Source organism: Candidatus Magnetominusculus xianensis (assembly GCA_001541255.1).
Taxonomy (GTDB): domain Bacteria; phylum Nitrospirota; class Thermodesulfovibrionia; order Thermodesulfovibrionales; family Magnetobacteriaceae; genus Magnetominusculus; species Magnetominusculus xianensis.
The window spans coordinates 1-12,347 of the sequence record LNQR01000026.1 but is presented as its reverse complement, the minus strand read 5'-3'; the positions used below and the strand labels follow the sequence as shown (position 1 = coordinate 12,347).

At 45.9% G+C, this 12,347-nt stretch carries 11 protein-coding genes; 7 read left to right on the top strand and 4 right to left on the bottom strand.

Annotation, left to right across the window (positions count from 1 at the left end; genetic code table 11):
- The first annotated feature begins 77 nt into the window (after positions 1-77).
- The 4 genes from ASN18_RS03280 to ASN18_RS03265 are packed head-to-tail and all read left to right on the top strand — an operon-like array spanning position 78 to position 4,414.
- The gene (locus ASN18_RS03280; protein WP_085051179.1) at positions 78-953 is read left to right on the top strand and encodes a response regulator; all 876 of its coding nucleotides are present in this window, start codon (positions 78-80) and stop codon (positions 951-953) included.
- Between the two features lie 28 nt (positions 954-981).
- A complete protein-coding gene (gene kaiB, locus ASN18_RS03275) occupies positions 982-1,272 on the top strand; it encodes a circadian clock protein KaiB (RefSeq protein ID WP_085051178.1) in 291 nt (96 codons plus the stop codon).
- 22 nt (positions 1,273-1,294) lie between these two features.
- Positions 1,295-2,815: a circadian clock protein KaiC gene (gene kaiC / locus ASN18_RS03270; RefSeq protein WP_085051177.1), complete on the top strand. Its 1,521-nt coding sequence runs from the start codon at positions 1,295-1,297 to the stop codon at positions 2,813-2,815.
- Between the two features lie 12 nt (positions 2,816-2,827).
- Positions 2,828-4,414, top strand: a complete 1,587-nt coding sequence (locus ASN18_RS03265; RefSeq protein ID WP_085051176.1) for a hybrid sensor histidine kinase/response regulator — start codon at positions 2,828-2,830, stop codon at positions 4,412-4,414.
- A 31-nt stretch (positions 4,415-4,445) separates the two neighbouring features.
- Here ASN18_RS03265 and ASN18_RS03260 read toward each other — a convergent pair whose 3' ends face one another.
- Both ASN18_RS03260 and ASN18_RS03255 read right to left on the bottom strand, forming a co-directional pair.
- Positions 4,446-5,438: a hypothetical protein gene (locus tag ASN18_RS03260; protein WP_085051175.1), complete on the bottom strand. Its 993-nt coding sequence runs from the start codon at positions 5,436-5,438 to the stop codon at positions 4,446-4,448.
- A 14-nt stretch (positions 5,439-5,452) separates the two neighbouring features.
- On the bottom strand, positions 5,453-7,399 hold the full coding sequence (locus ASN18_RS03255) for an ATP-dependent helicase (protein WP_085051187.1): 1,947 nt from the start codon (positions 7,397-7,399) through the stop codon (positions 5,453-5,455).
- Positions 7,400-7,552: 153 nt separating this feature from the next.
- Here ASN18_RS03255 and ASN18_RS03250 point away from each other — a divergent pair, with 153 nt between their 5' ends.
- On the top strand, positions 7,553-9,436 hold the full coding sequence (locus tag ASN18_RS03250; protein ID WP_085051174.1) for a methyl-accepting chemotaxis protein: 1,884 nt from the start codon (positions 7,553-7,555) through the stop codon (positions 9,434-9,436).
- On the opposite strand, the gene ASN18_RS03245 is transcribed toward ASN18_RS03250, so the two are convergent.
- Together ASN18_RS03245 and gmd are read right to left on the bottom strand one after the other, a co-directional pair.
- A complete protein-coding gene (locus tag ASN18_RS03245; protein WP_085051173.1) occupies positions 9,427-10,518 on the bottom strand; it encodes a GDP-L-fucose synthase family protein in 1,092 nt (363 codons plus the stop codon). The two genes, ASN18_RS03250 and ASN18_RS03245, sit on opposite strands and share 10 nt — an antisense overlap.
- Positions 10,515-11,651 (bottom strand): GDP-mannose 4,6-dehydratase, encoded by a 1,137-nt coding sequence (gmd, locus tag ASN18_RS03240; RefSeq protein ID WP_085051172.1) that lies wholly within the window; start codon positions 11,649-11,651, stop codon positions 10,515-10,517. The genes ASN18_RS03245 and gmd overlap by 4 nt, the downstream gene beginning before the upstream one ends.
- A gap of 188 nt (positions 11,652-11,839) precedes the next feature.
- Between gmd and ASN18_RS17045 the strand changes: the two genes are divergently transcribed.
- Both ASN18_RS17045 and ASN18_RS03235 read left to right on the top strand, forming a co-directional pair.
- Positions 11,840-11,980: a hypothetical protein gene (locus ASN18_RS17045; RefSeq protein ID WP_157072809.1), complete on the top strand. Its 141-nt coding sequence runs from the start codon at positions 11,840-11,842 to the stop codon at positions 11,978-11,980.
- On the top strand, positions 11,962-12,177 hold the full coding sequence (locus tag ASN18_RS03235; protein ID WP_085051171.1) for a hypothetical protein: 216 nt from the start codon (positions 11,962-11,964) through the stop codon (positions 12,175-12,177). The genes ASN18_RS17045 and ASN18_RS03235 overlap by 19 nt, the downstream gene beginning before the upstream one ends.
- The last annotated feature ends 170 nt before the right edge of the window (positions 12,178-12,347 follow it).

The following is a 12,347-nucleotide window of genomic DNA, read 5'->3' as shown; positions in this document are numbered from 1 at the left end:
GTGTATAGGAATGTGTATAGGAAGCGGGGCAAATTGACTATTCAGTTTTTTGACAATTATTAGAGACAAATGTTACTATGAACAACTTAGATATTGGCGATATTGACATGGAACGACAGCAGAGCAAAACCATAAATCTTCTGATAATCGAAGCCGACGCCGCTGAGGTGGCCGGGATAGAGGGGCTTCTTGCAGAAAAGGCAAGTGTTGATATCAAAGTTAAACATGCAGATAGTTTCTCCTCGGCTTCTGTAATGTTATCACAGGACACGGTTGATATAGTGCTTTTGGACTTGATGCTGCCTGACAGCGAACTTATAAATACATATTCTATCGTTCAATTTTTAATACCAGAAATACCTATTGTCATATTCTCATCAACCGACGATGTTTCTGTGGCGGCTATGGCATTATCTCTGGGTGCACAGGATTATCTGGTCAAGGGGACCTTTGATGGGCACACGCTGCTGCGGTCACTGCTCTATGCCATAGAGCGGAACAGACTGCGTATGGATATGCTTAAAGTACAATATGAACACGGGCATAGGCAGGAGTTTATGTCTTTAGAGCGTCTCACCGGAAGTCCGAAGGCCGCTATTACATCTCAGATGATGGGCAAGTCGTCTCTGCGTCAAAGCAGCAGTGAAACATTTGTCAATTTCGTAAATAAATATTGTGAAATCCTCGATGCCGCAGTAGATCAGAGAATATATAAGACTGAAAATAAGATACAGGACGACTTGCTCTCCCTATCAGAACAGCTTGGCTTTTTAAAGGCCGGCCCAAGGGATGTGGTCGAGATTCACTCTGAGTCGTTAAAGCTGAAACTCAATGCGGTAAACATGGCTAAGGCTCAACTGTATCTGGAAGAGGGACGCTTTATAATCTTAGAACTGATGGGAGATTTAGTAACATACTATCAAAATTATTTCATTGTATTCAGAAAAAATTGATTTAGAATAAACATTCTGGAGGTAAGGTATGACTAATTATTTATTAAAACTCTACATAACCGGCAAGACGCCCAAGTCAGAACGGGTAATTGCCAATTTGCAAAACATATGCAAACAGGAACTTCAGGACCAATATGAGATGGTTGTCATAGACATCCTTGAGAGGCCGCAGTTGGCCGAGGACGAAAAAATCCTTGCCACTCCGACATTGATAAAAGTGTTGCCGTTACCTATCAGACGTGTAATTGGCGACCTGTCTGATACGGAGAAAGTCCTGTTGGGACTTGATCTTCAGCCATGCCTGAGAAAGAACGGGTAAGAAGGCTAAGGAGGAGAAAAAAATGAATTTTATAAATAACGATACAGATTTGGAAAAACAACCGACCCATATCCCTGGATTTGACTGGATAGCAAGGGGGGGATTTCCTAAATATCGTTCAACGCTTATTTCCGGCACGGCAGGGAGCTCTAAGACCGTTTTTGCCACTCAGTTTTTGGTTGAGGGCGTAAGGAAAAACAAGGAAAAAGGACTGTTTGTCACATTTGAGGAATCCCCAGAGGAAATTAAAAAGAACATGATCAGCTTCGGCTGGGATATAAAACAGTATGAGGCAGACGGCATGTGGGTATTTCTGGATGCCTCGCCGCAGCCTGAGATAGAAGTGGTCGAAGCCGGTGCTTATGACATGGGCGGCCTTCTGACACGCATAGAATATGCAATCAAAAAAGTTGGGGCATCGAGGGTTTCTCTTGATTCGCTTGGCGCCTTTTTCAGCCAGTTTTCAGACAGGACAACGGTCAGAAGGGAGATATTCCGCATAACCCATGCCCTTAGAAAGATGAATGTTACCAGTATCATAACGGCAGAGCGCATTGACGAGCACGGTATGATTGCAAGATTTGGAGTTGAGGAGTTTGTAGCCGACAATGTGGTAGTGTTAAGAAACTCACTCGAGGACGAAAGGAGGCGCCGCACTATCGAGATATTGAAGTTTCGCGGTACTGACCATTATAAAGGCGAGTTTCCTTTTACGATTATCCCTGGGGAGGGGATAATCATCATCCCGCTCTCTGCCATAGAGCTTAAGCAGAAGTCCTCGGTTGTAAGAATTACATCCGGCTGCCCTGAGCTTGACAATATGTGTGCCGGTGGATTCTACAGGGATTCAATAATCCTTGTCTCAGGTGCAACAGGAAACGGCAAGACCCTTATGGTAACACATTTCATCGCCGGAGGCGCCAACAATAGCGAGAAATGCCTGATATTTGCCTTCGAGGAAAGCAGAGAGCAGCTATTCAGAAACGCCATAGGCTGGGGGGTTGATTACGAGCAGATGGAAAAAGAGGGAAAGCTGATGGTAGTCTGCGAATATCCTGAGACCGCCTCTCTTGAAGACCATCTTATTAAGATGAAAAAGACTATAGAAAGCTATAAACCAAACAGGATAGCGGTTGACAGTCTTTCGGCACTGGAAAGGGTATCAACCATAAGGAGTTTTAGGGAGTTTGTAATAAGCATAACATCGTTTATCAAACATCAGGAAATCGCCGGATTTTTTACATCAACAACGCCCACACTTTTAGGCGGCACGTCCATTACCGAGACACATATCTCCACAATCACAGACACGATAATACTGCTGCGTTATGTAGAACTCTACGGAGAGACAAGGCGTGGTATTACGGTGCTGAAGATGCGCGGCTCCACGCACGACAAAGAGATTCGTGAGTTCCAGATTGACGGCAATGGAATGCACATAGGAAAACCCTTCAGAAATGTAGTGGGAATCCTCTCAGGCAATCCTGTACAAATCAGCCCGACCGAGGTATACCGAACAGACGAGTTGTTTAAAGACAGATGATGACACAATAATATGCCTAAGGGGAGATTTATTAGGTGCCTGTTTGTCGGGGGAAGCCCTGAGGATGTCCGCTATTTCAGTGAAATCCTCTCTGGAGATCCTCATGTGGATTTTGCTATAGAAAACATAGAAGATTACCCAATGCTGCCTGATTATCTGTCTAACCCTCCTAAGCCAATAGATATGCTCCTGATAGATATTGAGCTTTCCGACCCCTATAGCTGCCAAACTTTGATAAGCATAAAGAAGACGGCAGGGGAGCTCCCAGTGCTGGGCATATCTGAAATGGAAAACCCTGGTGCGGCGCTCATGGCTGCACAGTGCGGGGCGCAGGACTATATTGCCAAAAGCGAGATTACCGGCAAGTCGCTCTCGCGCTCTATTCAATATGCCATAGAGCGCAACCGCCTGCTCATAGCCCTGAAACAATCCGGTGAGTCGCGCTTCTTTCGGTTGATAGAGAAAAATGCCGACGGCATCCTGATACTGGATATGGAAGGATGGATACGTTTTGCAAATCCTGCTGCCGAGGGCTTATTTGGCAAGGAATCCGGCCAACTGACAGGAGAGTACTTAGGCTTCCCTGTTATAACGGCAGATAAGACTGAAATAGAGCTTATAAGCAAAACCGGTAAAGTTGCTGCGGTGGAAATACGTATTGTGGAGATAGAATGGGAGCAAGAGCCGCATATTTTGGCCTCTCTCAGAGATATTACCGAAAGGAAGCAGATGCTTAATGAAATAACGGAATTAAATAAAAATCTTGAAAGAAGGGTTATAGAAGAGGTCCAGAAATGCCAACTGCAAGAGGACATGCTGATTCAGAAATCCAAGATGGCTGCAATTGGCGAGATGATAGGCTCTATCGCCCACCAGTGGAGGCAGCCCCTTAATGGACTTGCCCTGATTATACAGGATTTACAGGATGCGTATAAGCTCCATCTAATCGACGATCTATATATTGAAGACACAGTCAGCTCCGGCATGAATCTGATAAATTTTATGTCAGATACAATCTCCGATTTCAGCAATTTCTTTAAGCCGACAAAAAGAAAAATTCGAATTGATATGAATATGATAATCAACTCGGTACTAACCATATTAAGTTCAGAGATGAGAAACTTAAAAATTGAACTCAAGCACTCGTGTAAATGTTCCACTTATGAAATCGATTTGGAAGAATGCAAGAAACTCACGGGATGTGATTTTGGATATTTATATATCACAGGCTATCCAAACGAGATAAAGCAGGTGTTATTGAACATCATAATCAACGCTAAAGATGCGATACTTGAGGCAAAATCCAAAGGATTGATAAAAGCGGGAGAAAATGGATTTATCGCCATACATACCATAAGAAACGCAGACGACATAACTATTATTATTAAAGATAACGCCGGAGGCATTCCGCCCGGTATACTTGATAAATTATTCCGCCCGTACTTTACAACCAAAGGCAATACAGGGACGGGGATTGGCCTGTATATGTCAAAAACCATAATAGAATCCAACTTGGGGGGCAAACTCTATGCCGAAAACACAGACAAAGGAGCCGCCTTTACAATAGTGCTGCCCACAGTTGCCTCCCCTATTGAATGAACTGGCTTAACCAAGCTGTGCCACGTTGACTTCATAACGAGGGATGAGTACCTTCATTCAGGTCAGCTGTCAGAGGAGGAGTTGTATCTGTCACAGCAGTTGAGGTTTTGTAAGCAGCGGCAATGTCCAGCCCCTCATGTTTAAAATAATACGAAAACAACATGGCTATAAATAAAATCCCCAAATAATACTGTACCGCCTGCACGAGTATTTGATATGGAAACACTGCTACAGCGCCGATAACCGGTATTATCGCAACGCCTATCGTACTGCCGGCAATCATGATATTAACAAAGAAATTAATTCCCATGCAGAGCAAAAAAAATCCAAAGGCAGACGGGCGTTTAAATATAAATCTGACTGCCTCATTAGCAGCCTGCATAGCTGTCATCCCTTTAAAAATCATTATGCCGGTGCCGTAAAATGTTATGGCAAGCGTCCCCGTAAACAGGAAAAACAATATCACCACGGCGGCCATTATCATAAAATACGACATAAACATGGACAACGGGCGTCCTGCATCTGCCAGAGTATTCAGTATCGACCTTATAGGGAAAACAGATGCCGCCAGGAGTAATAATATAATAATCACTGCTGCTCCCACTATGGAGGTAAACCCAAGAACCGGCCCAAATAATCTCTTGCCCTCGGCGAAAAACCCTTCCATTGAAAACTTAAACCCCGTGTCTCTGATTCCCCTTGCAATCATCCCGCACACCCCTCCATAGACATACATGGCGACAAATGTTGCGATTACAACATAAAATAAGACAATGAGTGCAAGGACAACTGCCAGCGCCAAATACTTAGAGAGCAGCAAGCTGCCGATGTTGTAAACATCAAAATCTTTCAACGATGTAAAGATTCCCGTCCCAAACGCCGCCGCTGCCACTATCAGCGGTATAATTAATACAATAACAAATCCTATTATCAAGGCGTATGAAGCGGCCATTTTCACAAGCGCAAGCAGTATGTTCTTGTTTGTCGTGTCAAACCCCTTGTAGAATATTTCTTTATATGTCATAGTTGAATACCTCCCTAAATGATTTCTATCTCCTCAAGCAGTCCTCGCGGAATATCTTTAATAAATCTCGACGGTCTTATCAGCCCAGCATAAGAAGTATACGCGTAACACAGGTATAGCTCATCGCACGCCCTTGTCAGGGCTACATAAAAGAGGCGGCGTTCCTCCTCTTCGTCCCAGTTCTTAGCAGACTTTATCGACGGGAACTGCCCGTCGTTGAGGCCGATTACAAACACGGTCTTCCACTCCAGCCCCTTTGCCTGATGAATAGATGACAGGACTACGTGTTCGTCCTTGTCACCGTTGACGGCGGCTATCGGCTGCTCTGACCCCTGAATCGCCATCTCACTAAGAAACACATCTGTGGAGTTATACTTAATCGCGTACTCGCTCAACTGTGTGAGGTCTCTGAGCCTGTTGTCAGCGTCAGTGAATGTGAGAAACAGGTATTTTTCATAACTGCCTTTAAGGGCAGTGTCTATTGCCTCAGACGGTGCATCAATTTTACGCAGCTCACTCAGACATTTAACAAAGGCGGCAAACTGTTCAGCGCTCTTTTTCGGTGCAGCCTTCCCTGCGCTTACGACCCTGTCAAGCGGGGGGGCGTCTGGGAGGTCAAGCAGGTATCTCCAAATCTTTTCTGCTGTGGCATTGCCAATGCCGGGGAGCATCTTCAGCAGCCGCTTCCAGCTTATTTCGTCATAGGGGTTTGAGATTATCCTCAGATAGGCAAGTATGTCCTTTATATGCGCCTGTTCGAAGAACTTCATGCCTGAGCGAACGTCATATGGAATCCCCAGACGGGTGAGTTCCATCTGAACCTCCATCGACTGGTAGTGTGAGCGGTAGAGGACGGCAATGCCTGATAAAGCCCCTCCCTCATCGACGGCATCCTTTATCTTTGAGGCGACAAAGAGTGCCTGCTCCCGGACATCCTCAAGTGGAACAAGGGCTGGGGGTTCGCCGCTGCCGCGTACAGAGACAAGGTCTTTGCGAAACTGCCTCTGGTTGGCTGCAATGGCGGAGTTTGCGGTGTTGAGGATTTGCGGGGTGCTTCTGTAGTTAGTGGTGAGCTTGAAGATTCGCGCATCGGGATATGACTGATGAAAGTTCAGGATATTTTCGAAATTAGCCCCTCTGAAAGAAAAAATTGACTGAGCGTCATCACCAACGGCCATGATATTTCTGTGATACGCCGATAGCAGCCCGACGGCCTCAGCCTGGAGCAAGTTAGTGTCCTGATACTCATCAACAAGGACGTGCTGAAACCTTCGGCTATAGTACTCTCTTATGTCTTCATGCTCTTTAAGCAGGACAACGAGATTGTGCAGTATATCGTCAAAATCTACTAGATTGAGCTGTCTTTTCTTTTTTTCATAGAGTGCAATCACCTCTAATATTAACGCTGCATTTGTCTCAAGCGCCGGGAATCGCTCTGCGATAACTGTTGCAGCAGTTTTTGAGGTGTTTCTGGTGTAGGAGTGCAAATCTGTCAGTACAGACGCCTTTGGCAGGAGCTGTGCGTCCTTGTGTGCGGCGGCAACAGCAGTACGGCAGGTGTCAAAGAGGTCTTTTGTGTCTGTTCTGTCGAGGATAGAAAACCCGTCCTTGTAGCCAAGCGCACTGGCATGATGTTTGAGGATGAGATTTCCGATGTGATGGAAAGTGCCTCCCCAAAGCGCTGTCACATCGCCGCCAATAAGAGAGGCAGCACGCCTCATCATCTCTTTTGACGCCTTATTAGTAAACGTCAGGAGGAGGATATTCGATGGATTTACGCCGTTTTCTACAAGCCATGCAACACGGTATGTCAATGTGCGTGTCTTACCTGTGCCAGCCCCGGCAAGGACAAGCATCGGCCCACCGGGGCATGTGACGGCCTCAAGCTGCTCGCGGTTGAGTTCCTCGTCAAACCTCGTCACCCGTACAGAGGGGGCCTTATTCAGTACGTACTTTTTCATCTGATATAATACCATGATTTACACTGAGACAGTTTAAAATAATTAAATACCTGCCCCGGTCAGGGGGGCAGGTTGGATGTTGCCTGAACTTGACTTATTTTCGGGATTATATATAGAATTACTTATTAAGTTGATTTATGGGGGGAGGGAACGATGGACAATATAAGTCTCAAAAATAAACTTATCATACTGCTTATTTTACCATTAGCTGGATTCCTGTATTTTTCTCTGACAGGTGTGTCTGACAGATACACAATGCTAAAGGAGATGAAATCCCTGCATTCACTTTCGACCCTTGCCGTAAAAATAAGCTCGTTTGTACATGAAACACAAAAAGAGCGCGGCATGACAGCGGGTTTCATTGGCAGTGCGGGGAAGAAGTTCTCATCTGAACTCACCGCCCAAAGGGCAAAAACAGATGAAAAGATAAAGGAGCTAAACGACTTCCTTCAGGGCTTCAAATCATCGGCATATGGCAGCAGCTTTCAGGAAAAGCTCAGCGGTGCGCTGAAAAACCTGGATTCGCTGAAAAGCAAAAGGGACGCGGCAAGTTCCTTAACTATCCCTGTGGCCGAGGCAATCGGCTATTACTCGGCGGTGATTTCTGATTTTTTAGGCATGGTATCAAGTATTGCCGGCCTGAGTACAAATGCAGAGGTAGTGAAATTGGCATCTGCATATGTTAATTTCCTGTATGGGAAGGAACAGGCAGGGGTTGAGAGGGCAACCCTGAGCAATACCTTTGCGGCAGACCGCTTTGCCCCCGGCTTGTTTGTAAAATTTGTATCACTTGTAGCTGCCCAGGATACTTACAACAAGATGTTTTTCTCCTTTGCTGCCGACTCACAAAAAGAATTTTATAAAAGTAAGATGACAGGCAAAACAATAGACGAGATAGAGAGAATGAGAAAGACAGCCATAGAAAAGGCCGCAGAAGGCGCCTTCGGCATAGACCCCGCATACTGGTTTAACACAATAACAGACAAGATAAATCTGCTGAAGGAGGTAGAGGACAGTCTCTCAGGTGATCTGGAGGCAAAGACCAGCGCCCTTACAAACACTGCCCGCAGCTATTTGTTGTTCTATCTGATTTTGTCTATAATTCTCATAGCGTTGGCCCTGCTTATTACATATATAACGACCACAGGGATACTCCGCCAACTAGGTGCAGAGCCTTCAGTGGTAGTCGATATAGCACAAAAAATAGCAACCGGAGACCTAACAGTAAGTTTTAAAGGTGATAAGTTGACCGGTCTCTATGCCGCGATGAAACACATGGTAGAAAACCTCCAGGGCATCGTATCCAACGTAAAGACCGTCTCAGACTCGGTAACAAACGGCAGCAATGAATTAATGGAAAGCTCCAGACAAATCGCAGAGGGGGCAACTGAGCAGGCCTCTGCCGTTGAGGAGACCTCTGCATCTGTAGAAGAGATGAGTTCAATAATAAGACAAACAGCCGATAACTCTAAAGACACGGAGAGGACAGCAGCCGCAGTAGCAGCCGAGGCAAAGGAAAGCGGCAGGGCGATGGAGGAGGCCGTCAGCGTTATGAATAAAATCGCTGGCAAGATATCAATAATAGATGAGATATCACGCCAGACCAACCTGCTTGCCCTGAACGCGGCTATAGAGGCTGCCCGCGCCGGTGACTATGGAAAGGGATTTGCAGTTGTTGCATCAGAGGTCAGAAAGCTTGCAGAAAAAAGCCAATCAGCCGCGGCAGAAATAATGGAGCTATCGTCATCAAGCGTAAAAATAGCTGGTACAACGGCTGAAATGCTCCGTAAGCTCGTAATCGATATACAAAAAACAGCAAGTTTAGTTGGGGAAATAAGCGCCTCAACCAAAGAACAGGATGTCGGTGCACAACAGATAAACACTGCAATGCAACAGCTTGATAAGGTCATCCAACGAAATGCCTCTTCCACTGAGTCATTACACACGATGTCAGAGAAACTCTCCTCTGAGGCGCAGCAGTTGCAAGATGCCATAACGTTCTTTAAAGTGAACGACAACCTAATTGATTACCACTGATGCCGGTCACATGTCTCAGGCGGCTCTGACATGGCTGCCAGATATGAGTCATAGGCCATTTTTATCCCTTCCTCAAGACCTATTGCCGGTCTCCAGCCAAGCGCTCTGATTCTGGACACATCGAGGAGTTTTCTTGGAGTGCCGTCTGGTTTTGTCCTGTCATAGAGGATTTCACCCTTAAATCCGACTACGTTTTTCACTATTACGGCGATGTCTTTTATTTGCATATCCTCACCCGTGCCTATGTTGAGCAGCTCGCCAAGCGCCTCATGGCTGTAGCGCTCCATCAGGTAGACACATGCCCCGGCCAACTCATCTGAGTACAGAAACTCCCTGTATGGCTCACCGCTTCCCCACAGGGTGACGCCAGAGGCTGTTACCCCAAGTTTTTCCAGTAGTGCGATTGTATCGCTGCCGTCTGCGTCTATGCTGAAGCCAACCGGACACGAGGTGAGGTCTTTTCTTATAGCACCCTGACAGTCTGGTCCGCCTTGTTCCAGCAGCCTTGCAAGGTGAAATTTCCTGATAAGCGCTGGAAGCACATGTGCCGTTTCAAGATTATAGTTGTCGAACGGGCCATAGAGATTCGTAGGCATAACGGTCAAAAAGTTAGTGCCGTACTGTTCGTTATAGTATCTGCAGAGCTTTATGGCTGAGATTTTAGCTATGGCATACGGCTCGTTCGTAGGCTCAAGCGGCCCTGTCAGCAGGTGGTCTTCTTTCATTGGCTGAGGGGCATGACGCGGGTATATGCACGAAGAACCCAGATTTATCAGTTTCTTCACGCCATACTTCCATGCAGAGTTAATGATATTAGCTGCTATCATTAGGTTGTCATATAGGAACTCGGCCTTATACGTGTTATTGGCAACAATGCCGCCTACTTTAGCAGCGGCTAAAAAGACATATTCTGGTCTTTCGGTCTCAAAAAACCTCTCAGTATCAGCCTGCCGTCTGAGGTCGAGGTCAGCGCTTGTCCTCACTGTGACGTTTGTATAGGCTTCACGCGTGAGATGCCTGTGGATTGCCGAGCCGACAAGACCCCTGTGACCGGCAAGGAATATCTTAGAGGTTTTGTTCATCTGCGTACCTCAATATTTGCATTTGTCCAGTTGAGACCTTTACCGGCGAGGATTCTGCTGCCGTGACCTGGAGGGGTCAGCCCAAGGGCAGACATATCTGCGTCAGTCATGATTTTCACTAGTTCTTTAAACGTAACACGCGGCTGCCAGTTGAGTGTACTTGCAGCCTTTGTTATATCGGCAAGCAGGATATTCACCTCTGTGGGGCGAAAATACCCTGGGTCTATTTCTATTATTATGTCTCCCGTTTTTAGCGTAGTGTCAAGTGACGGGATGACTGACCTGACGACGCCTTGTTCGTTTACGCCCGCGCCGCGCCACTCGATTTCAACTCCGGCATAGTCAAATGTATATTCAATAAATTCCCTTACGGTGTGAGTCTCACCTGTGCCGATGACAAAGTCGCCGGGGTTGTCCTGCTGGAGGATGAGCCACTGGCAGTAGATATATTCAGGCGCAAAGCCCCAGTCGCGTTTGGAGTCGAGGTTACCGAGGTAGAGCCTTTTTTGTTTGCCTGAGATTATGGCAGCGGCAGACATGGTTACTTTCCTGGTTACAAATGTCTCTCCGCGCCGTGGGGATTCATGGTTAAATAAGATACCGTTACAGGCAAACATGCCGTAACCTTCTCTGTAGTTTACGGTCATCCAGTAGGCATAGACCTTTGCAGCGGCGTATGGGCTTCTTGGGCAAAATGGCGTGAGTTCGTTTTGAGGCGCAGGGGCAGCCCCAAACATCTCAGATGACGATGCCTGATAGAATTTCGAGGAAATCCCGCTTTTTCTAAGCGCCTCAAGGATGCGCGTTGTCCCCAGACCGGTTACATCACCGGTGTATTCTGGCATGTCAAAACTTACCCTGACGTGGCTTTGAGCGCCGAGGTGATATATCTCATCAGGTTTAACGTCATAAATTATGCTTGTCAGCTGGCTTGCGTCTGAGAGGTCACCGAAGTATAAGAACAGTTTAGCATCGGGATCATGCTTGTCCACAAAGAGGTGGTCGATTCTGCCGGTATTAAAAGTGCTTGCCCTGCGGATTATACCATGTACTTCATAACCCATTGACAAAAGCAGCTCGGCCAGATATGAACCATCCTGCCCTGTAATACCTGTAATTAATGCCCTCTTCAATCCATAACCTCTGCCATTTATAAAAGAGTTATACTATAATTAAGATGCCTCTTGTGTCAACACTATACCCAAGTTTCCAGCAATCCTCGGTGAAGTAAAAAAGCAAGGGAGTAAGAGTAAAAAGAGAGGGAGTAAGAAATATTTTTCGCGCAGATAGAATATATGCAGTCTATATTTTTTTATGATGTATGCTTAGAAATAAGTATGCGAAACATTTATCTTTCGAGGCGCTGTGCAATACAATGAGAAAGCGCATAGGCGATATAGAGGATTATCGTGAAATAGGGAAAGTAGAGCGCATGACGTATGTATGTCTGGATTTGCCATGATGTATTTTCAGGACTCATCGCTTTTGGAATTTCAGCAGCGCCTTGAAGATAGAGCAAGAAGTAATAAATTGAAGACATTGTTTAGTGTAAAGACAATTCCCAAAGACAGTCAGATGAGAGATGTCATAGACAAGTTAGACAGCGAGAAGCTAAAGCCAATATTTAATAGAGAATTTGCGCCGTGGAAAACAACTTGACAGGTTTCTGTTTATGAAGGAGAGTGTCGATTGATGGATCGGAGTATTTTGGTTCGGACAAGTGTCCCAGCTGTTTGACTAGCAAAAGCGGTAAAATCCATTACACACACCAGATATTGCAAGTGTGATAATGCACCATGACATGAGGCAAGTAATTCCCTTGGCACCGG